General features: G+C 69.7%; 22 protein-coding genes and 1 tRNA gene. 8 read left to right on the forward strand and 15 right to left on the reverse strand.

Going from position 1 to position 20581, the window contains the following annotated elements; genetic code table 11:
- The first annotated feature begins 27 nt into the window (after window positions 1-27).
- Window positions 28-546 carry a 4'-phosphopantetheinyl transferase family protein gene (locus ACT3T9_RS03470; RefSeq protein WP_444600969.1) on the forward strand — a complete coding sequence of 173 codons (519 nt, stop codon included), beginning with the start codon at window positions 28-30 and terminating at the stop codon, window positions 544-546.
- A 131-nt stretch (window positions 547-677) separates the two neighbouring features.
- Here the strand turns inward: ACT3T9_RS03470 and ACT3T9_RS03475 are convergent, their stop codons facing one another.
- Both ACT3T9_RS03475 and ACT3T9_RS03480 read right to left on the reverse strand, forming a co-directional pair.
- Window positions 678-2003: a M1 family metallopeptidase gene (locus ACT3T9_RS03475; RefSeq protein ID WP_444600970.1), complete on the reverse strand. Its 1326-nt coding sequence runs from the start codon at window positions 2001-2003 to the stop codon at window positions 678-680.
- Window positions 2004-2052: 49 nt separating this feature from the next.
- Complete coding sequence (locus ACT3T9_RS03480) at window positions 2053-5997, reverse strand: Pls/PosA family non-ribosomal peptide synthetase (RefSeq protein ID WP_444605973.1); 3945 nt, start codon at window positions 5995-5997, stop codon at window positions 2053-2055.
- A 261-nt stretch (window positions 5998-6258) separates the two neighbouring features.
- On the opposite strand from ACT3T9_RS03480, the gene ACT3T9_RS03485 reads away from it, so the two are divergent.
- Together ACT3T9_RS03485 and ACT3T9_RS03490 are read left to right on the forward strand one after the other, a co-directional pair.
- Window positions 6259-6543, forward strand: a complete 285-nt coding sequence (locus ACT3T9_RS03485) for a GlsB/YeaQ/YmgE family stress response membrane protein (RefSeq protein WP_441443086.1) — start codon at window positions 6259-6261, stop codon at window positions 6541-6543.
- 223 nt (window positions 6544-6766) lie between these two features.
- Window positions 6767-7090 (forward strand): hypothetical protein, encoded by a 324-nt coding sequence (locus ACT3T9_RS03490; RefSeq protein ID WP_442331856.1) that lies wholly within the window; start codon window positions 6767-6769, stop codon window positions 7088-7090.
- Window positions 7091-7163: 73 nt separating this feature from the next.
- On the opposite strand, the gene ACT3T9_RS03495 is transcribed toward ACT3T9_RS03490, so the two are convergent.
- A complete protein-coding gene (locus tag ACT3T9_RS03495; RefSeq protein ID WP_441443084.1) occupies window positions 7164-7817 on the reverse strand; it encodes an IMPACT family protein in 654 nt (217 codons plus the stop codon).
- A 97-nt stretch (window positions 7818-7914) separates the two neighbouring features.
- Here ACT3T9_RS03495 and ACT3T9_RS03500 point away from each other — a divergent pair, with 97 nt between their 5' ends.
- Window positions 7915-8622 carry a hypothetical protein gene (locus ACT3T9_RS03500; protein WP_444605974.1) on the forward strand — a complete coding sequence of 236 codons (708 nt, stop codon included), beginning with the start codon at window positions 7915-7917 and terminating at the stop codon, window positions 8620-8622.
- Window positions 8619-8987 (forward strand): GRAM domain-containing protein, encoded by a 369-nt coding sequence (locus ACT3T9_RS03505; RefSeq protein ID WP_441443082.1) that lies wholly within the window; start codon window positions 8619-8621, stop codon window positions 8985-8987. Before ACT3T9_RS03500 ends, ACT3T9_RS03505 begins: the two co-directional genes overlap by 4 nt.
- A 108-nt stretch (window positions 8988-9095) precedes the next feature.
- Here ACT3T9_RS03505 and ACT3T9_RS03510 read toward each other — a convergent pair whose 3' ends face one another.
- From ACT3T9_RS03510 to ectA, 3 genes are all read right to left on the reverse strand, one after another.
- Window positions 9096-9488 (reverse strand): ectoine synthase, encoded by a 393-nt coding sequence (locus ACT3T9_RS03510; protein WP_345076709.1) that lies wholly within the window; start codon window positions 9486-9488, stop codon window positions 9096-9098.
- A gap of 113 nt (window positions 9489-9601) precedes the next feature.
- Window positions 9602-10921 carry a diaminobutyrate--2-oxoglutarate transaminase gene (ectB, locus tag ACT3T9_RS03515; protein WP_444605975.1) on the reverse strand — a complete coding sequence of 440 codons (1320 nt, stop codon included), beginning with the start codon at window positions 10919-10921 and terminating at the stop codon, window positions 9602-9604.
- 93 nt (window positions 10922-11014) lie between these two features.
- Window positions 11015-11554 carry a diaminobutyrate acetyltransferase gene (ectA, locus tag ACT3T9_RS03520; RefSeq protein WP_444502190.1) on the reverse strand — a complete coding sequence of 180 codons (540 nt, stop codon included), beginning with the start codon at window positions 11552-11554 and terminating at the stop codon, window positions 11015-11017.
- Window positions 11555-11907: 353 nt separating this feature from the next.
- On the opposite strand from ectA, the gene ACT3T9_RS03525 reads away from it, so the two are divergent.
- The 3 genes from ACT3T9_RS03525 to ACT3T9_RS03535 all read left to right on the forward strand — a co-directional run bounded on the left by ACT3T9_RS03525 (window position 11908) and on the right by ACT3T9_RS03535 (window position 15418).
- Window positions 11908-13416, forward strand: a complete 1509-nt coding sequence (locus ACT3T9_RS03525; protein WP_444605976.1) for an alanine/glycine:cation symporter family protein — start codon at window positions 11908-11910, stop codon at window positions 13414-13416.
- Between the two features lie 128 nt (window positions 13417-13544).
- Window positions 13545-13616 (forward strand) — tRNA-Lys (locus tag ACT3T9_RS03530).
- Window positions 13617-14152: 536 nt separating this feature from the next.
- Entirely contained in the window at window positions 14153-15418 is a 1266-nt protein-coding gene (locus tag ACT3T9_RS03535; RefSeq protein WP_444605977.1) for a hypothetical protein, read from the forward strand.
- Here ACT3T9_RS03535 and ACT3T9_RS03540 read toward each other — a convergent pair.
- From ACT3T9_RS03540 to ACT3T9_RS03580, 9 genes are all read right to left on the reverse strand, one after another.
- On the reverse strand, window positions 15415-15750 hold the full coding sequence (locus ACT3T9_RS03540) for a MazG-like family protein (protein ID WP_441443067.1): 336 nt from the start codon (window positions 15748-15750) through the stop codon (window positions 15415-15417). The genes ACT3T9_RS03535 and ACT3T9_RS03540 overlap by 4 nt on opposite strands.
- 206 nt (window positions 15751-15956) lie before the next feature.
- Complete coding sequence (locus ACT3T9_RS03545; protein ID WP_441443066.1) at window positions 15957-16172, reverse strand: hypothetical protein; 216 nt, start codon at window positions 16170-16172, stop codon at window positions 15957-15959.
- Between the two features lie 6 nt (window positions 16173-16178).
- Entirely contained in the window at window positions 16179-16442 is a 264-nt protein-coding gene (locus ACT3T9_RS03550; protein WP_444605978.1) for an SDR family NAD(P)-dependent oxidoreductase, read from the reverse strand.
- Window positions 16443-16640 (reverse strand): hypothetical protein, encoded by a 198-nt coding sequence (locus ACT3T9_RS03555; protein ID WP_444605979.1) that lies wholly within the window; start codon window positions 16638-16640, stop codon window positions 16443-16445.
- A 122-nt stretch (window positions 16641-16762) separates the two neighbouring features.
- A complete protein-coding gene (locus ACT3T9_RS03560) occupies window positions 16763-17587 on the reverse strand; it encodes a hypothetical protein (protein WP_444605980.1) in 825 nt (274 codons plus the stop codon).
- Complete coding sequence (locus tag ACT3T9_RS03565) at window positions 17584-18300, reverse strand: ABC transporter ATP-binding protein (RefSeq protein ID WP_442332766.1); 717 nt, start codon at window positions 18298-18300, stop codon at window positions 17584-17586. Before ACT3T9_RS03565 ends, ACT3T9_RS03560 begins: the two co-directional genes overlap by 4 nt.
- Before the next feature lies 1 nt (window position 18301).
- On the reverse strand, window positions 18302-18700 hold the full coding sequence (locus ACT3T9_RS03570) for a GntR family transcriptional regulator (RefSeq protein ID WP_442332765.1): 399 nt from the start codon (window positions 18698-18700) through the stop codon (window positions 18302-18304).
- A 203-nt stretch (window positions 18701-18903) separates the two neighbouring features.
- Complete coding sequence (locus ACT3T9_RS03575; protein ID WP_441443060.1) at window positions 18904-19365, reverse strand: VOC family protein; 462 nt, start codon at window positions 19363-19365, stop codon at window positions 18904-18906.
- A gap of 535 nt (window positions 19366-19900) precedes the next feature.
- Window positions 19901-20314, reverse strand: coding sequence for a (R)-mandelonitrile lyase (locus tag ACT3T9_RS03580; RefSeq protein WP_441443059.1), 414 nt, complete (start codon window positions 20312-20314; stop codon window positions 19901-19903).
- Between the last annotated feature and the right edge of the window lie 267 nt (window positions 20315-20581).

Raw genomic sequence — 20581 nt, forward strand, 5'->3', positions numbered from 1 at the left:
ATAGGCTCGCAGACAGAAGGGCGCGGCATGACAGCACCGTTGGACGCCGCCGGGATCGTCCGCCTGCATCGGGTGGAGGAGGATCCGGATGCGATCCTGCGCGCTCGCGTCGCCGAGTTGCTCGGACTCCCGCCGACGGACGTGCTGGTGGGGCGTTCGTGTCCGCGCTGCGGCTCCTCGTCGCACGGCCGTCCCTGGGCCCGAGCGCGGGGCCGACGGGACGAGGTCCCGGTGAGCCTCACCCGCTGCGGGGAGCACCTGATGACGGCGGTGAATCCCGGTGGACCCGTCGGCGTCGACCTCGAATCGATCGCCGCCGTCGGCCGCGGCTGGGACCCGGAGCTGATGCTGCATCCGAGCGAACGGGCCGCCGCTGCACGCGCGGACCCGCCAGAGCGCGCCGTGCTCTGGGCCCGCAAGGAGGCGGTGCTCAAGGCCCTCGGGACGGGGATGCAGACCCCGATGAGTGAACTGCGCCTGGCGGACTTCGCGGTGGAGGACCTGCCGGCGCCGCCCGGCCACGTCGCCGCCCTCGCCCGGCTCTGATCCACGAGGGCGGGGTGACCTGCCCGCGTGGTGGACTGCCCGCTTGGTGTGATGTCCGCTTGTTGAGAGATTTGCGGATACGCAATTCATTGAACGGCCGGACACCCAGGCGAGCGGAGCCCGGGCCCCGACTATGACGCCCTGACGGGCACCGGGCACGGCGGCAGCGCGGTCTCGAACAGCCACGGCGACAGCAGCGCGGCGGTCTCCTCGCCGGCCTCGCGCCGCACATGCTCGAGGAACAGCTCGGTGGTCACGCTGCCGGCGCGATGCTCCGTGAGCCAGCCCCTGATGATCTCGAAGAAACGTGCATCCCCGAGGTGCAGGCGTAGCGCATGCACCGCGAGGGCGCCGCGCTTGTAGACCCGGTCGTCGAACATCAGCGCGGGGCCCGGGTCGGCGAGCTGCAGATCGTCCTGCGGCAGGTCGGCCAGCAGCGTGTGGTGCTTCTCGACCTCCGCCCGGACGGTCGAGACCCCGGATTCCTCTGCCCACAGCCATTCGCAGTAGCAGGCGAAGCCCTCATGGAGCCAGATGTCCTGCCAGCGCTCGAGCGTGACCGAGTTGCCGAACCACTGGTGGGACAGCTCGTGCGCGATCAGTCGCACGCTCTCCCAGGCGGTGTCCACGAAGTTGCTGCCGAAGGTCGACAGTCCCTGGGACTCCAGCGGGATCTCCAGCTCGTCCTCGGTGATCACCGCGGTGTAGGAGGCGAAGGGGTAGTCCCCGAACAGACCCGTGAAGAAGGTGAGCATCGCGGGTTGCAGGGCGAAGGAGCCCTCGAGGTCCGCGACGCTGAGCTCCCGCGGGGCGATCGTGCGCACCGGCACCGGTGCGCCCGCCTGCTCGAGCGTTCGGTAGCGCCCGATCTGGACGGTGGCGAGGTAGGTCGGCATCGGCACGGTCTGCTGGTAGGACCAGGTCACCGCGTTGCCCTTGCGGCTGGTGCCCTGCAGCTCCCCGGAGACGGCGACGGTGTACCCGGGCGGCGCCGAGAGCGTGATCGCGTAGGTCGCCTTGTTGTCGGGGCGGTCGTTGCAGGGGAACCAGGTCGGCGCTCCATGCGGCTGCGCGGCGACGATCACGCCATCCTCCAGCTCCTCCCAGCCGGCCGAGCCGAGGGCCCGCGTGGACACCGGGCGGGGCTTGCCGGAGTACTTCACCCGCACGGTCAGCTCTGTTCCGAGGCTCAGCGGGAGCTTCACCGTGAGCCGTCCGCGCAGATGGGTGAAGCCGTGCGCCCGGCCGTCCACGAACACCTTCTGGGGATGCAGGCCGTGGAGGTCGAGGTGGAGGGCGTCGGCCTCCTCCAGGACCCGGCAGGTCAGCGTCGCGTCCCCGTCCAGCCGATTTCCCTCGACCCGGTAGGCGAGGTTCAGGTCGTAGTGGAGCACCTCGAAGTTCGAGTCCCCATGCCGGGGGACGTACGGATCGCTGCCCGTGGCAGTAGCGCTCATGCGTCCATCTCCTCCCGTTCGTTCCTCACAGTTCGTCGACGGAGGGTGCTCATGCGCCGTCCTCTTCTTCCCAGGGGCCGATCGGGTTGCCCGTCCAGCGGGTGCCGGGTGGTACGCGTTCGCCCCGCATCACCAACGAGACGGGGCCGACGGTCGCGTGCCGATCGATCGACGCCGCCGGCAGGATCACGCCGCCGGGGCCCAGGGTGGCACCCTCGCCCAGGGTGACGGTGTCCATGCTCAGCACTCGGTCCTGGAAGAGGTGGGTCTGGACCACGCAGCCGCGGTTGATCGTGGAGCCGGCGCCGAGGGTCACCAGGTCCGTCTCCGGCAGCCAGTACGGGTCGCACCAGACGCCCGGCCCGATCTTCGCACCGAGCAGTCGCAGCCACAGGTTCAGCGCCGCGGTGCCGGCGGTGATATTCGCGAACCAGGGGGCCGCGAGCACCTCGGTGAAGGTGTCGGCCAGCTCGGAGCGCCACACATAGGGCGTGAACAGGGCGTGCTCGCCCGGACGGTGCTTGCCGATGATCATCCATTTGGCCACCACCGTGATCCCGGCGGCGAGGATTCCGGCTGCGAGCATCACCGGACCGCCGAGGACCACCGCGGCGATGACTCCCCAGCTGTCCTGCAGCAGCAGCGCGAACAGCACTGCGCCGACGGCCACCGGGAGCAGCAGGGCCAGCAGCAGCGGCACGATGCGGCCGGTCTCGACCAGCCCGCGCTGCACGAGCAGGCCGGTGGGCGGGTCGTAGGTGAGGGAGGAGTCGTGCTCGCCCTCCGTGCGGCGCAGCTTGCGGGGCGGGCTGCCCAGCCAGGAGGTGCCGGCCTTCGCGGTCTTGCGCCGCGGCGCGGCAGAGAGCACCGCGACCAGCGACTGCTTGGGGACCTTGCGCCCGGCGGCGAGCATCCCGGAGTTGCCTACGAAGGCGCGCTTGCCGACCTTGACGTGCTCCACCCGGATCCAGCCGCCGCCCAGCTCATAGGAGCCCACCAAGGTGTCGTCGGCCAGGAAGGAATGCTCACCCACCTGCACGAGGCTCGGGATCAGCAGCACCGTGGAGATCTCCGCGCCCTTGCCCACCTTGGCGCCCAGCAGGCGCAGCCAGAGCGGGGTGAGCGCCCCGGCATAGATCGGGAACAGCCAGGTGCGCGCCTCGTCGAGCAGGCGCAGCGTCCCCCAGATGGACACCCCGGCCGCGGAGCGGACCGGGTGGTGACCGGGCCGGATCGCGAGCGCCAGCAACCGGGTCAGCACCACGACCAGCACTATCAGAGCGCCGAAGCCCGCGAGTGCCGCGAGCGGCAGCCAGGGCAGCGCGGCGAGCACCGCCGCACCGAAGCTGTCGGTGTCATGCACGGCCGGCAGCAGCCCCGCCGCGCCGGTCAGCATCGCCACCACCGGCAGAGCGGCGATCAGGACGGAGAGCGCGGCGAAGACCAGCAGCCAGAGCGGACGGCGCCGCGGGGCGTCGGTGGACCAGGGACCGCGGGCCTTCGCCTGGCGCTCGGCCGGGGAGCCGGACCAGAACTCGCCCGCCGGGACGGTGCCGAGCACGGCGGAGCCGGGCGCGACCTCCGCCTCCGGGCCGATCTTCGCGCCGGGACCGAGCAGGCTGCGGGCCCCGACGCGGGCGCGCTTGCCGATCCGGATCTGTCCCATCCGCAGCCGGTCGCCATCGATCCAGTAGCCGGCGAGGTCGACCTCGGGCTCGATCGAGGCGCCGTCACCGATCTCCAGCATCCCGGTCACCGGGGGCAGGGTGTGCAGGTCCACGTCCTTGCCGAGGCGCGCCCCGAGCAGGCGCGCGTACAGCGGGAACCAGGCGGCGCCGGCGAGGTTCGTCGCCCCGAGCTCCTCCTGGACCTTCTCCGCCAGCCACAGCCGCAGATGGACTCGGCCGCCGCGGGGGTGGCTGCCCGGCCGCACCCCGCGCAGCAGCACCCGTGCCAGCAGTGCGGCGAGCATCATCCGACCGGGCGGCAGCAGCATCACCACGGCCAGCGGGATCACCAGCCACAGCGGGAAGGCCACCAGCCAGGGCAGATCGGTGAGGGCCGCGCCGAGGGTGGAGGCGAGCATCAGCCAGGTGATCCAGCGCAGTGCCGCGAGCGCCCGCAGCGGCACCAGCGCGAGCAGCTGGGCGACCTGGGTGCGGCGTCGCAGCGGCGCCACGGTGCGGTCGCTCGCCACCGCGGAGGTGCCCATCTCGTCGAGGTACGCGGCCAGGGAGGCGAGGGTGGAATGGGCGTAGATGTCGCCGACGGCGAGCTCGGCATGCTTCTCCCGCAACCGGCTGACCACCTGCGCGGCGGTGAGGGAGCCGCCGCCGAAGTCGAAGAAGTCATCGCTTCCGGAGGTGGCCTCAGCGCCGAGCACCTCACCCCAGATCTCCGCGATCCAGGCGGCCGTCCCGGACAGCGCCGCCGAAGGCGCGCCGCGGCGCGCGAGCGGCCAGGGCAGCGCGTCGCGATCGATCTTCCCCGAGGTGCGGGTGGGCAGCTCGTCCATCACCGCCAGGCGCGGCACCAGCGCGGCGGGCATCCGCTGGCGCAGCAGCTCCTTGGCGATCGTGGCGTCATAGCCGGCGTCGACGGTGAGGTAGCCGACCAGGAGCTGGTTGCCGGACTTCGTGGAGCGCACGGCGGCAGCGGCGCTGACCACGCCGGGCAGGCGCAGCAGCTGGTCGTCGATCTCGCCGAGTTCGATGCGGCGGCCGCCGAGCTTGATCTGGTCGTCGGCCCGGCCGGCGAACAGCAGCCCCGCGGGGTCGTTCTGGACGATGTCGCCCGAACGGTAGGCGCGGTCCCAGCCGAGAGTCGGCATCGGGGCGTACTTCTCCGCGTCCTTCTCCGGATCGAGGTAGCGGGCCAGGCCCACGCCGCCGATGATCAGCTCGCCGGAGGCGCCTGCGGGCACGGGCCGCCCCTCGGCATCGACCACGGCGAGGTCCCAGCCATCCAGGGGCAGTCCGATTCTCACCGGGTCGGTCCCGTCGAGGATCGCGCCGCAGGCCACGACCGTCGCCTCGGTGGGGCCGTAGGTGTTCCAGACCTCGCGGCCAGGGGCCTGGAGCCGCGCCGCGAGCTCGGGCGGGCAGGCTTCCCCGCCCATGATCAGCAGCCGCACCTCGGTCAGTGCGCTGTCCGGCCACAGCGACACCAGGGTGGGCACGGTGGAGACGATGCTGATGCGGTTGGCGGACAGCCAGGGGCCGACGTCCACGCCCGAGCGCACCAGCGAGCGCGGTGCGGGCACCAGGCACGCTCCGTACGCCCAGGCCAGCCACATCTCCTCGCAGCTCGCGTCGAAGGCCACGGAGAGCCCGGCCATCACCCGGTCGCCGGGGGCGATCGGGGAGTTCTGAAGGAACATCCGTGATTCGGCCTCCACGAAGGCGGCGGCGCTGCGGTGGGTGACCGCCACCCCCTTGGGCTTCCCGGTGGAGCCGGAGGTGAAGATGACCCAGGCATCGTCCCCGGGTTCGACCTCGCGCAGCCCGACGGTCGCGTCACCAGCTGTGTCGCCAGCTGTCTCGCCAACAGTGTCGCCAACATTGTCGCCATCTGTTGTGGCTGCGCGGCCGACGGCAGTGGGCGTGATGACCAGGTCGTTGCCGATCACGGCGACAGACGCGGATTCCTCGAACACCACCCGGGCGCGCTCATCGGGATCGTCAGCATCGACCGGGACGTACGCGGCGCCGGCGACCAGGATGCCGAGGATCGCGACGTACAGATCGGTGGTGCCGGACTTGATCCGCACCCCCACCTTGTCGCCAGGGCGCACGCCCTGGTCGGCGAGGCGGGCGGCGAGCTCGGTCGCGGCCCGGTCCAGCTCGGAATAGGTCAGGGTGTCCAGCCCGCTGTCCACGGCGGGGGCGTCCCCGGACTCCGCCACGACCTGGCGGAAGAGCGCCACCAAAGTGGTCGGCGCGGGCGCCCTGTTCCCGGCGAGCAGCTCGGGCAGGAGATGTGCAGAGTCATTCACAGCAGAAGTGTGTCCCCTCAAGATGACGCGGAACCGTCCAGGAGCGGACCAGCGGGTGGTGGGCGAGACGCGAGAAGAGGGTAATCGGGGCTCCCCGAAGTTCCCGCACACAAGGTGACCCAAGTTTCAATAACGGTTTATGGACCACTCGGTCGCCTCTGTGACCAGCGTGTTCACAGTCCTGCGCGAAGAGGCGAGGGGAAACGACCAGAATGGTGTGGCTGTACCCTTCTCTTCCCCTCGTAGATAGGACATTCGACAATGGGCCTCATCGGACTCATCATCTCCTGGATCATCATCGGCGCGCTCATCGGTCTCATCGCTCGGGCCCTCATGCCCGGCAAGCAGTCCATGGGACTCGGGACGACCATCGTCCTCGGCGTCATCGGCGCGATCGTCGGCGGTTTCATCGGCGGTCTCCTCGGTGGCTCGGGCATCAGCGGCATCATGGAGAACCCGTGGAGCCTCTGGACGATCCTGCTCGCCGTCATCGGCGCCCTGATCGTCATGTTCATCTACAGCCTCGCGACGAAGAACCGCGCCTGAGCTTCTGATTGACTGATTGACGCGTGCGCCTAAGGGCGCCGCACCCTCGACGGCGCCGTCCCGGATCTTCCGGGGCGGCGCCGTTGTCATGCCCCGGCCTGCACGCTCTCGTGCGCACTATCCCGCTCCCGCCTGCTCTCCCCGCCCCGCCCCGGCCGGCTCCCGTCTGGTCCTGCCCGGCTGTGCCCTGGTGCTTTCCTGCGCAATGAGCCAGTCTGGAGTCATGACCAATACAGCGCCCCTGATCACCGCGGATCTGGCCCGGGCTGCGCGGGCCCTCGCCCAGGTCTCCCTCCTCGACGTCTCCGAGCAGTCGGGCCTGGAGGTCGAGCACCTGCGTGGCCTGGAGCGCGGGCTCCGCGTCCTCACACCGGAGCAGGAGCAGCGGCTCCACGTCGCGCTCGAGGAGTTCGGCATCGAACTGCTGCCGGCGGATGAGCACGCCGGCTTCGGCCATGGCGTGCGTCAGAAGTTCAATCCGCGCACCGTGAAGCGGCTGGAGAACTGGGAGAACGAGGGCGGGCCTCCGGCGGAGGACGACATCTGAGCACGAAGCGCAGAGCCCCCGGTGCGCGGAGCCGCCAGCGCTCGGAGCTCGCGGTGCTCGAAGCCCCGGGCGCTCAGAGCGGGACGTCGGCCGTGCGCCGCCCTGCGTCCTCGACGGTGCGGCGCCCTGAGGACCAGCGGGCGGTGTCCGCCGCGAGCTCGTCGAAGTTCTCGGGCGCGACCAGCACCGTCAGCAGCGCGCTGCGGGCGGAGTACTGCGTCGGCACGACCGCAGCGCCACGGGCGGCGGCCCAGAGGCGCACCGAGTTCTCGGCGATGCCGACCTCCGCCGGGGGCACCTCGATCTGCGCGATCACCAGCTCGGTGCGGCGCAGCAGGGTCGCCGCCGTGACCGCCAGCTCGACCCCGGCGGTGTAGGCGCGCACCAGCCCTCCCGCACCGAGCTTCACCCCGCCGAAGTAGCGGATCACGATCGCGAAGGTGTCCACCAGGCGCGCATGCAGCAGGGACTGCAGCATCGGCATCCCCGCGGTCCCGGACGGTTCGCCATCGTCGTTCGAGCGGTGCATCTCCGCCCGCTCCGCGGTCTCGCCCAGCACCAGGGCGGTGCAGTGATGGCGGGCATCGGGGTGCTGCGTCCGGGCCGCGCGCAGCAGAACATCGGCCTGCTCGACCTCCTGGACACGGTGCAGCCGGGTGAGGAACCGGGAGCGCTTCTCGACCAGCTCGGTCTCGACATCGGCGGCGAGGACGAAGGGATCGGGCATGAAGGCGAGTCTAGGCCGCAGGGGAGCGGCCTTGCGGGCGGGCGGTGGGCGGACGGTAGCCTGGCCCCGTCGCCCTCGAGAACGTCAGGAGCTCCCCGTGACCCAGCCTCCCTCTGAGCAGCCATCGTCCCGCCCGCTGTCCCCCCAGCACGGCATCCCCGTGCAGGGCGGCATGCCCTCCCCGGGCGAGCCCGGGCGCCAGAGCACCGGCCCCCAGGGCGGCTACTCCGCGCCCGACGGCGGCTATGCAGGATCCGGCGCCGGCTACTCCGCGCCCCAGGGCGGCCCCGGCGCACCCGTGAAGAAGCCGTCCAAGGCGCCGAAGGTCCTGATCATCCTCGGCTCCGTGATCCTCGCCCTCAGCGTGATCATCGGCGTGATCCTGGCGGTGGTAGGCATCGGCGGCGCCATCGGTGACATCAGCGAGCTCGAGGAGTTCGACAGCGGCAGCGGCACAGTCATCGCCGAGGCCGACGAGACGTTCCAGATCTACGTCGAGGAGGGCACACCGACCCCGACCTGCATGGTGGACGGTCCTGCAGTCGGTGCAGGCACCTCGCAGAGCAGCAGCTTCCAGGACGGCGAGACGAGCTGGGTGTCCGTCGACTCCTTCACTGCGGAAGAGGGCGGCGAATACACCATCGACTGCGGCGGCACCCCTGTCGCGGTCGGCCCGCCGGCTTCTGTTGGAGGGATCCTGGCCGGAGTCGGCGGGATCTTCCTGGGCATCGGCGGCGGGGCACTCGGCTTCCTGCTGCTGGCGATCGGTGTGATCCTGCTGATCGTGCGTCGGCGCACGGCGTGAGCATCGAGGATCCCGCGGTCCTCCCGTTCCCCCTCGCCGCGGGGGAGTCCCTCGTGCGCAGCGGGAGTGCGAACATGCAGCGCGGCGCCGAGACGGCGGGCGGGAAGCTGTTCCTGACCACCGCGCGCCTGGTGTTCATCGCTCACTCGTTCAATGTGCGCAGCGGCCCCTCAGAGCTGCCGCTCTCACTGGTCGCCGAGGTCGGCACCGCCTGGACGAAGCTGCTCGGGGTGCTTCCGCTGCTGCCGAACTCGATCGCCATCGCCCTGCGGGACGGCACGGTGCGCAGCTTCGTGGTCACCGGCCGGGCCGCCTGGATCGCCGCGATCACCCATGCCCGCGGGGGCGGAGCACCCGCCCGCTGAATCCGCCGCTGGACACGACGCAGGACATGACGGAGCCCGGCAGGACATCGGTCCTGCCGGGCTCCGTCATGCGGGGCGCTGAGGCTCAGCGCTCAACCGTTGCCGTGCTCAGGCGTCCTCGGTGATCAGCGGGTACACGCCGTTCTCGTCGTGGACCTCGCGGCCGGTGACCGGCGGGTTGAACACGCACACGCAGCGGATCTCCTTGCGGACGCGCACCTTGTGCTTGTCGTGGTCGTTGAGCAGGTAGAGGGTGCCCGGTGCGAGCTGGTGCACCTCACCGGTGGCCAGGTCCTCGATCTCGCCCTCACCGTGGGTGATGAAGACGGCCTCGATGTGGTTGGCGTACCAGAAGTAGCTCTCGGTGCCCTCGTACAGCGTGGTCTCGTGGACGGAGAAGCCCACGCCCTCCTTGGCCAGGATGATGCGCTTGGAGCGCCAGGTGTCGGACTTGATGTCGGCGTCGGTGCCTTCGACCTCGGCGAGCGAGCGAACGAGCATGGGGGTGTCCTTCCGGTGGATGGTCCAGGTCAGGGGTTCTGCGCAGGCGTTCGGTGCCCGGCGCAGACCGTCGGCCCGCCCTCTGGTGCAGGCGGGCCGACGGAAGAGCGGTCTCAGGCGGCGAGCGCCTCGTCGACGGCGGCCTCGATGATGTCCAGGCCGCGGGCGAGCAGCTCATCGGGGATGGTGAGCGCGGGCAGCAGCTTGACGACCTCGTCGGAGGGGCCGGAGGTTTCCACCAGCAGGCCCTCCTCGAAGGCGCGGGCGGCGATCTTCCCGGCGATCTCGCCATCGGGCATCTGCAGACCGCGGGCGAGGCCGCGGCCCTTGACGATCAGCTCGTGCTGGAGGTGCTTGGCGGCGATGCGGTTGAAGCGGCTCTCCACGTAGGCGCCCTTGGCGATGGTGGACTTCTCGAGCTCGTCATCGCTCCAGAACAGGTCGATCGCCTTGGTGGCGGTCGCGAAGGCGGGGCCGAAGCCGCGGAAGGTGCCGTTGTGCTCGCCGGGCTCCCAGATGTCGAGCTCGGGCTTGATCAGCGTGAGCGCGAGCGGGTGGCCGTAGCCGCTGATCGACTTCGAGAGGGTCACCATGTCCGGCTTGATCCCGGCCTCTTCGAAGCTGAAGAACCCTCCCGTGCGGCCGCAGCCCATCTGGATGTCGTCGACGATGAGCAGGATCTCGTGCTTCGTGCACAGCGCGGAGAGTCCGCGCAGCCAGTCGGCGCGAGCGGCGTTGATGCCGCCCTCGCCCTGGACGGTCTCGACGATCACGGCAGCGGGCTTGTTCAGGCCGCTGCCGTCATCGGTGAGCAGCGCCTCGAGGTACATGAAGTCGGGGACGACCTGGCCGAAGTAGTCGTCGAAGGGCATCGGGGTGGCGTGCACCAGGGGGATCCCGGCGCCGCCGCGCTTCATCGAGTTGCCGGTGACGGACAGGGCGCCGAGCGTCATGCCGTGGAAGGCGTTGGTGAAGCTGATGACGGACTCGCGCCCGGTGACCTTGCGGGCCAGCTTCAGCGCTGCCTCGACGGCGTTGGTGCCGCCGGGGCCGGGGAAGGCGACCTTGTAGTCCAGGCCGCGGGGCTTGAGGATCTTCGCGTCGAAGGTCTGCAGGAACTCGCGGCGCACGTCGGTGAACATGTCCAGGCCGTGCACCACCCGGTCCTCGAGGTAGTGGTCGATGACGACCTTCTTGAGCTCGGGGTGGTTGTGCCCGTAGTTCATGGTGCCGGCGCCGGCGAAGAAGTCGATGTACTCGCGGCCGTCCTCGCTGGTCAGCACGGAGCCCTTGGCGTGGGTGAACACGGTGGGCCAGCCGCGCGAGTAGCTGCGGACGCCGGACTCGAGCTCGGTCGGGTCGACGGTGGGGGCGCTGACCTCGTCGGTCAGCTCGGGCTTCACGGTGGTCTCGGTCGGTGCAGTCATGGTCATGACATCTCCCTGGGTGGTGGTTCGTTGGTCTGTGGATGGCGCGAGGGCGTACGGAAGCGCCCGCGCCGACGGGTGGTTCGGAGGAGCCCGGGTTCAGGTCCCGGCGTGCAGTCCGCTGATCACATGCAGCAGCTCGGCGCCGTGGCCGGGGTCCGGGAAGTGCGCCTCCTCGAAGAGGGGCTCGATCGTGTGCTCGGCGCCATGGCGCTCGGCGAAGGAGGCGAACAGCCGCTGGGACGCGGCGTTGTCCGCCGTGATGGTGGTCTCCAGCGTGGCGACCTGCGGGAGGTCCGCCAGCAGGGCGTCGAGCAGGCGGGCGGCGAGGCGCTGCCCGCGCTGGGACTCGTCCACGGCGATCTGCCAGATGAACAGGGTCTGCGGCGCTGAAGGTCGCAGGTAGCCGAGCACGAACCCGACAGCTTCTCCCTCACGCACCGCCAGGCGGGTGGTCGCCGCGAAGTCGCGGGCCATCAGCAGGTAGGCGTAGGAGGTGTTCAGGTCGAGCGTGCCGCTGTCGCGGGCGATCCGCCACATGGCGGCGCCCTCCTCCATGGTGGGAGGGCGGAATTCCAGGTCGGAGCCTGGTCCGGTCGTTTTCTCGGAGGTGGACGGGTGGTCTGCGCTGTGCGTCATCAACGGGCCCATATCGCCGTCAACGGTATCGAGAGCGGTGACGCTTGTGCAGTCCCCCGGGGGGTTGCGGGGGGCCATCCTCGGAGTGTCGTGACGCAACTGTGACTGTCCGGCGTCCGGGAATCAGATTGTCGGACAACTGTGGACTATTCATGGCGACCTGGGGCGATGCCGTCTTTGAGCAGGCGATTCGCGTGCCCGGCGTACAGCGGCTGTGGTGTGCGTCACGTGACCGCGATGCGGGACACAGCTTCGCGTGCCTGTACACGCGCGGGTACAACGCTGTCTCGCCGGGTGATCCAGCAGGGTGCGGGTCCGGTCCCTGCGTGAGCCGCCTCGATACTCTCGTGCCCATGAACCCCCTCGAAACACTGAACGAGTTCCTCGGAAATGCTGAGGGCTGGCTCTGGACCTGGGCAGGGATGCCCGTGGTCGTGGTGCTCGGTCTCTACTTCACGATCCGCACCGGTGCGGTGCAGCTGCGGATGATCCCGGCGATGCTCGGCGCCATCACCCAGAAGGCGCAGCGCGAGCCGGTGGGCAGCGGGCGTAAGCGCACCGAGCGCACCAAGTCCCTCAGCGCCTTCCAGGCCTTCTCGGTCTCCGCCGCCGCCCGCGTGGGCACCGGGAACATCTCCGGCGTGGCCGGGGCGATCTTCTTGGGCGGGCCGGGCGCGCTGCTGTGGATGTGGATCATGTGCGTCGTCGGCGGTGCGGCGAGCTTCATCGAGTCCACCCTCGCGCAGCTGTGGAAGACCCGCTCTGCGGACACCTACAAGGGCGGTCCCGCGTTCTACATCCACCGCGGGCTGGGCAGTCGCGGCTTCGGTGCGTTCTTCGCGATCCTGTTCATCTTCTGCTTCGCCTTCGCCTTCACCTCGCTGCAGGCCAACACCATCGTCGATGCCGTCTCCGGCGCCGTTGCGCTCTACACCGATCCTGAGGGCCTGTCCTGGCTCCCGATCGTGCTGGGCGTGGTGCTCGCGCTGCTCACCGCCGGGATCATCTTCGGCGGCATGCGCCGGGTGGCTTCGGTCGCGCAGAGAATGGTGCCGATCATGGCTCTGATCTACCTGATCATCGGCATCATCATCGTCGGCATGAACCTCGGCGAGCTGCCCCGGGTGCTGGGCCAGATCGTCACCGAGGCATTCAACCCGCAGGCCGTCATCGGCGGCGGCATCGGTGCCGCCATCGTCAACGGCGTCCAGCGCGGCATGCTCTCCAACGAGGCCGGCATGGGCTCGGTCCCCAACGTCGCCGCCACCGCCTCGGTGAGCCACCCGGTCAAGCAGGGCCTGGTGCAGACCCTCGGCGTCTACTTCGACACCCTGCTGATCTGCTCGATCACCGGGTTCATCGTGCTGGTCTCCTTCCCCGACGTCTCCGTCGGCGGAGAGGGCCTGATGATGGTGCAGGAGTCCTTGGCCTCCAACCTCGGCTCCTGGGCCGCGGTGCTGCTCGCCGTGATCATGTTCCTGCTCGCCTTCACCTCGGTGCTGGGGAACTTCTCCTACGGCGAGGCGAATATGCACTTCCTGACCGCCAAGCGCGGCTGGCATGTTGCCTTCGGCGTCGCCGTGGTGGCGCTGGTGTTCCTCGGCTCCGTGATTGCGGTGGACCTCGCCTGGACCATCGCCGGGGTGTCCATGGTGTTCATCGCCCTCATCAACCTGGTGGTGATCGCGATCCTCACGCCCACGGCGGTCACGCTGCTGAAGCACTACAACGCCCAGCGCGCCCAGGGCCTGGACCCCATCTTCCTGGCCTCCGACCTGCCGGAGATCAAGAACGTCGAGGTCTGGGAGGACGTCGACGTCAGCGACTACGTGCGCGAGCGCGAACTGGCCAGCGCTCGCTGAGCCGTCCGGGGGTTCGCTGCGCCGGTGGTGCACCGCCGGACGCCGGGGAGCTGGGCCACGCCCGCCTCCCCGGCGTCCTCGGCACCGCTCGCGCGCCGCTAAGATGATCTGGCCCGCTCGGCGGGCACGGGCCTGTAGCTCAGTGGTAGAGCATCGGACTTTTAATCCGCGGGTCGAGGGTTCGATCCCCTCCGGGCCCACGACTAGCCCCCTGTGCTGGAGCGACGGATGGCGTATCGCCCAGGTCTGAGGGTTTTCCGTTTCTCCTCCGTCCCCTGACCTCGATGGTGCCTGCCTCGGTTCGGAAACGTGCCACCGGCTAGGCTCGATACCGGGGTACAGGACCGCGCCCACGAAGGCCGGTCACGCGAGAGGGGAACACATGTCGCAGGCGAACCATCCCTACGGCGATAGGGGAGACCAGGGCCATCCGGGCAGCGGACAGCCGGGCAACCATTCCGGATCGTATGGGTATGGCCAGGTCCCGCCGGCTCCCGAGCCCTACGGCTCCGTCCCGCCGGGCCCGCCATCCGGCCCGCCGCCCGGATCGCCAGCCCCGTTCAGCTCGGCGCCGTCCGCCTCGCCGGGGCCCTGGGCAGCCTCCGCCCCGTCAGCGTCGGCGGCACCGCCGCACCCGCAGGCACCGCCCCACGCCCAGGGGACGCAGACACTGTCTGCGGCGCAAGCCGGCGCCGCCCTGCAACGGTTCGGTATCGGCAACCCTCTACCCACCTTCGTGGTCGGCGCGCTCGCCTACGTCATCGCCCTCGGTGCTGCGCTGCTGGTGATCGTCTCGGCCATCGCCGTCGTGCTCACCCTCGACACCGGCGATCTGGCCGGGGGTACCACCTCGCCGACCGGCGGTGCGACCGCGCCCTCGGGAGATGGCGGGTGGCGGGCGATCGTGGGCCTGGTGGGAATCCCGTTCCAGCTGGTCTCCCTCGCCTCCTTCGGCTCCTATGACATCGAACTGAGCCTGGGTTTCCTGGGCGGTGCCACGATGAGCTGGCGGGGATTGCCGCTCCTGATCACCGTCGCGATGGTGGCGACAGCCTTTTTCGCCGCGCGTCTCGTCCAGCGCCGCTGGAGCTCGAACGGAGCGCTCGGCGCCCTGCTGTGGTCGGGTTTCTCCGGGCTCGCAGTGGCGATCTTCGCCGTGATCGCCACGCGCGTCACCGCGTTCGCGATCGAGGACGATTCGCTGGGGATGGCGCTCTCGATGCACTCCGCCGGGGCCGACATGTTCTTCGGCACCTGGGCACTGATCGCGCTGCCGCTGTTCCTGGGGCATGTGGCGGGGAGCGAGAAGCCCGCCTGGTGGCCGCTGGTGGCGGATCTCGCCGCCGCGCCCCGGCTCGCGCTCGTGCACGCCCTGGCATTCGCCATCCCGGTCGGGGTGCTGATCGTGGTCGGCGGAGCGATCGCGATGATCATCGACGGGGAGGCGCGATCCGTGCTGCCCCTCCTGCTTTCGCTCCCGATCTGGGGACTGACCGGCCTCGCCCTGCTGCCGGGGCTCGGGATGCTGTCCGTGCCGGTGCATATGAACCTGCAGGGCAACGTCGAGGACTTCGGGCTGGAGCGCTCCGACGAGTTCCTGTGGTTCTTCGATCTGCCCTGGTACGGGTGGATCCCCATGGTGCTGATCGCTCTGCTGATGCCGGTGGTGGTCGCGCTGCTGTGGAACCGGGACCGCGAACTCGTGAAGGGGAACATCCTCGCGCAGGCCGCCTCCTGGGCGGCGCTCCCGCTCGCCTACTTCGGAGGCTCGGTGATCCTGCTCGCGCTGGTCTGGACCAGCACCCAGGCCCGGATGGGGATGATGGGCAACATCGTCGTCGACGTCGGCCTCGCCCTCTGGATGCCTCTGGTCGCGTTCTTCCTCGGGCTGTTGGTCGAGGTGCTCGCACGGTTCGGCGCGCCGTTCGTGGACCGCTTCGTGCCCGGGGTGCTCGTGAACTGGTTCCGACGCTCAGCGCGGGCGCGCCGCGCGAGTGACTAGTCCCGCAGGCCGGCGCGGCGCAAGGTCGCGGCGACCTTGTCGCTGAGCAGCGCCAACGACCGTTCATCGTGACCGCGCAGGTGCTCGAGCGCCGCCAGCGCCGTGATCACCACGTCCAGCAGCTCCTCCTCGACATCCGCTGAGCTGTGGGTGACGCCCTTGCGCGGGTTCTGGCCGGTCGCACCGATGTGCGCGGAGACCACCTCGCCGGCCTCCTCGGTGATCTTCGCCAGCCGGGCCCAGGTCGCGGCCTCCGGATCGCGGTGCGCGTTGCCGTCGTCGATCCAGCGGCTGAGCTCGGCGATCCCGTGTGCGGTGTCGTGGCAGTCCATGCGGCCAGTCTCCTGCATCGCGGCGCCGAGCATGCGCCCGTCGAGAGCAGTTCTAGAGGGTGCACCGTCTGCGCTGCGAGCTGCGCCCCCAGCGGGACGGCGCCGGCGCCCGGCGGATCGCGGGGGAGTGCGACTGCGGCCGGCGACCGGTGGCCCGCTCCTTGTCGCCACCAGCTTCTCCGTGCTCGGCATCGTCGCCGCCGTGATCATGGTGCTGGTCGTGCTGCTCGCCCTGAACCCTGCGAACTGGACGGACCCGGCCCCACGAAGCCGTCCATCGTGTGGTTGACGCCCAGCAGATCCAGGCCGCGGTCGAAGAGCCGCACCGGCAGGATCCGCGCCGCCGGGAGCAGCCGGGCGAGCCACGGGGTGATGATCTGCTCTTTCCCGCGCTCGATCGCCGTGAGCGCGCTGCGTGCCACCTCCTGCTACGTCAGGATCGGCAGCAGGCGGGGGAACTTCGTGCTCGCCCCCTCGAACATGTCGGTGTCGATGTCGAACGGGCACATCGCGAAGGTCCCCACGGCGCTGGAGTCCGCCCGCAGCTCAGCCCGCAGCGACTCGGTGAATCCGACTGCGGCCCACTTGCTCGCGGAGTAGTCCGTCTGCCGGGCGACCCCGGCCAGCCCCGCGGCGCTGGCGATGGTGCCGTGCTCGCGCTCGAGCATCCCGGGCAGGAAGGCGCGCGTCACCTAGAACAGGGCAAGGGTGTTCAGCTCGAAGGTGCGGCGGATGTCCTCGTCGCTCGCCTCCAGCAGCCGCGTGCCGGTGATGATGCCGGCATTGTTGATCACCACGTCCTGCGGGCCCGCCACCAGTGCGGCGGCGGCGACCTGCTCGCGGACGGTGATGAGCACGCGGGCCTCGCGCAGGGGTGTTCCGTGGTACATCCTCGTACTCCTCGGGAGGCGGTTCGAATGCTCCTCAGCGAAGTAGGAGGGCCGCCCCCTCGTCGGGGCGGCCCTCCGTCGTGCGTTTCCTCAGGCATCCAAGCCCTCGGGCATCACGCTCCTCATACGAGGCTGACCTTGCTCCTCCAGGAGTGGACGCTGCGCACGAGGCACACCAGCGTCATCAGCAGGATCACCGGCAGGAACCCGATCGGCATGATGTCGTCCGTGCTGGTGGATCCTGCCGCCATCTCGCTGAACACGGACCAGTGCACCACCGCGAGGCTCCCGTCGACCATCGCGATGCCCCAGGGGAGGGCGGCGATCCCGAGGAAGATGAGGACCTGCGAGGCGAGGTAGAGACCGAGGAAGACCACCACGGGGCCGCCGAGGCCGAGCCGGTTCAGCGGGGTCTCGCTGCCCACCGAGGCGGCGAAGAAGTACTGGATCGGCCAGACCAGGATCATGCCCACGAAGAGCACGATGCCGGCGATCAGGAGCGGCGTCGAGGTGACCGCCGCGCCCGTGCTCCACAGCTGCTGGATGACGGAGAAGGGGTTGCGATCGGTCCCCATCTGCCCGCCGATGACGGGCCAGGCGGCGAACAGCAGGCCGAAGGCCACCAGCAGCCCGGCGAGGGAGATCAGCAGCGCCCATAGCAGCTTGGCCGCATAGATCGTGGCCCCGCGCACGGGGAGGGACTGGGTGAAGTATCCGGTGCGGCTGTAGCTGGACTGCCAGTAATGGATGGTCAGGGCGATCTGCAGCGCCGGGATCAGCCCGGTGAGCGGGACCACCACCATCAGCATTCCGATCAGGGAGATCACGGGCCAGCCGGTGGCGGTCAGCGCGGTGCCCGCAGCGACCAGCAGCAGGACGATCGCGCCGATGGTGCCGAGCAGCCCACGGGTGCGCAGCCATTCGTGCTTCATGAGGGTGGTGATCATCGGTACGTCTCCTTGAAGATCTCATCGAGGCTGGCCCCGTGCGCGGCGCGGAGGTCGTCGGCCTCGCCGGCGAGGACCACGGAGCCGTGCCGCATCATGACCACCGAGTCGAGGATCGGCTCGAGGTCGTGGATCAGGTGGGTGGAGATCAGCAGCAGCGAGTCCTCCTCGAGGGTGCCCAGGATCCCGTCGAGGATGATCTGGCGGGCGGCGGGGTCGACGCCGCTGATCGGCTCGTCCAGCAGGAACACCTCGGCCCGGCGGGACATCGCCAGCGCGATCTGGACCTTCTCCCGCATGCCCTTGGACATCGCCTTCAGGCGCATCGACTCGTCGAGTCCGAAGAACCGCAGGAGCTCGTGGGCCTTCGCGGCGTCGAAGTCCTCGAAGAAGTCGCTGTACAGGTCCACGCAGTAGCGCGCTCGGGCCCCGTCGGGCAGGAAGCTGGTGTCGGGGAGGAAGGAGACCTTTGCCTTGGAGGCCGGGCCCGGGACCAGGCCCGCGATACGGGCCTCTCCCTGGTAGTCGCTGATCACGCCGGCGAGGATCTTCATCAGCGTGGTCTTGCCGCATCCGTTCTCGCCCAGCAGGCCGATGATCCGGCCTCCTTCGAGCTCGAGATCCAGGGAGTCGATCGCTGTGATCCGACCAAAGGTCTTGGTCAGCCCCCTGGTGGAGATCAGAGGGTGCTTCGCATGCTCAGGGATGGTCATCTCAGGCTCCCTCGGTCTGGGGACTGCCGTTGCTGTCGTGGTCATGGTGATTCCATCTCTCGGTGAGGAGCTGCTGGGCCTGGCTTCGCCCCATGCCGAAGCCTCGGGCGTGCTGGATGAAGTCGTCTGCGGCGCCTTCGGCGAGGTCGGCTCGCAGCCGGTCGATCCGGTCGGTGTCCTCGGTGACGAAGCGGCCGGAGGTGCGTTCGGAGCGGCACAGCCCCTCGCGCTCGAGCTCGGCCAGAGCTCGTTGGATCGTGTTCGGGTTGACGCCGAGCTCGGTGGCGAGCCCGCGAACGCCCGGGATCTTGGCTCCAGCGGGCCACTGGCCGACGACGATCCGGCGGGAGAACTCTGTGACCAGCTGCATCCAGATCGGGAGTGAACTGTCGAACTGCATCAGCGACCCCCTGTCTCAATGTATTAGGTAACTAATACTGTAGGACAGTTGTAGGGCGCGGTCAAGACCCGGACCGGGGAGCGCAGTCCGGGGCGGCGTGGAGGGACGGCTCAGACGGGTCGGTCCAGCCGGGTCAGTCGAGTCGGGTCAGTCCGGCCGTGTCAGTCCAGTCGAGGCAGTCCAGCCGTGTCAGTCCCGCCGTGTCAGTCGAGGCAGAACTCGTTGCCCTCCGGATCGGCCATCACGATGAATCCGATGTTCATCGGCGGCTCGGGCTCGTGGCGCTGCACTCGCGTGGCCCCGAGCGCGAGCAGCTGCTCGCACCGTTCCTCGAGCGCGGCCATCCGCTCCTCCTCGCGGAGGTCCGGTGCGGTGCGCACATCGAGGTGCATCCGATTCTTGGCGACCTTGCCCTCCGGGACCTGCTGGAAGAAGAGTCGCGGCCCGGCCCCGTCGGGATCCTCGAGGGCGGAGGCGCTGTTGCGCTGCTCCTCGGGCACGCCGCTCGCCGCGAGGAAGTCGTCCCACGCCGCCAGTGGATCGGAGCCCGGTGACAGGGCGATGCCGGGAGGGCCCGGATGCACGTATCCGAGCACCTCTCTCCAGAACAGCGAGAGCGTGCGCGGGTCGCGGGCATCGAACGTGATCTGGACGGTGGCGCTCATGGGGTGCTCTCCCGGGGTGTGGGTCCGTGGGGTGCTCGGCTGGTGAAGGGTGGCAGTGTGCCGCTGTGCCCCTATCGTCCGCTGCTGTGCGGACAGGGCCTGTCCGCAGAGTCTGCGTCGGCTCGGCGGGCAGACAGTGCCCGTCGCCCGTCGCCCGTCGCCCGGCGCCCGTCGCCCGTCTGCCGGTACAGCGCACAGGGCACCGGCGCTGCCGATGCCCTGTGCGGGGTGGTGACTCTGCTCAGGCTGCGTGAGCACGTGCAGATCAGAGCACGAGCAGCAGGATGATGATGATCAGCAGAATGGTGGTGAGGCTGATGGGAAGGACGGCCTTGCGCATGGCGATCTCCTTCGGTCGAGGCAACCCACCGGAGTCTCCGACGGGGGCTACCAACGTAGGTGACCGTGTGCTGAAGCGGCTATTCCGAGCATGCCTGAACGGCCCCTACGGGGTGTTCGTGCAGGTCGCAGCGGGAGCAGACCGGATGGTCGACAAATGTGCCCGGGGTCGTGGGGGAGGTCGGGGCCTGTCAGGTCAGGCGCCGACGGCGGCGTTCGCCCGAGCGAACTCCTCGTCGCTCACCGGCTCGAGCCAGATCACGGTCTCGTCGTCCTGATCGGCTTCCTGCACCGCGATGTGGGACATCGGGGAGGCGCTGAGCGCGCCATGCCAGTGCTCCTCGCGCGGCGGGATCCAGACGGTGCGGCCGGGCTCGAGGGTGAGCACCTCCCCGGCGCGGGTGACCACCAAACCCGTGCCGTCGGTCCCGTAGAGCGTCTGGCCCACCGGATGCCAGTGCCAGTGGGTCCGGGAGCCTGGAGCGAAATGCACATGGTTCATCGCTGCCCGCGACTCACCGCGCGGGCCGCGGATCGCATCCAGGAGGACCTCGCCGGTGAATGACGTCTCCGGGCCGGTGGTCGTCGGCGGGCGGTCGAGCTTATCCATCTGGTCCTCCTGCTGGCGGGGGAGTGGTGGTGCCCATCAGATACCCGGGCGGCGTGAAGTGCAAGGCCTCGCCGAGTGGCAAGTAGGGACTTGCGGTGAGTGAAAACCTGCGACCGTTCCTCCACAGTGGCCATTTATCCACAAATTCATCCACAGTCTCGACGGCAGGGGCGCAGGTTTTTGCGACGTCGTCGATGGGGAGCGCGGTGCCGGTGCATCGTTGCAGGTTGTGAGGGTGCTCAGGTCGGTTCAAGGGGATGCCGGGGG

Origin of the sequence: Brachybacterium sp. AOP29-B2-41, assembly GCF_052378395.1 — a bacterium.
Classification (GTDB): domain Bacteria; phylum Actinomycetota; class Actinomycetes; order Actinomycetales; family Dermabacteraceae; genus Brachybacterium.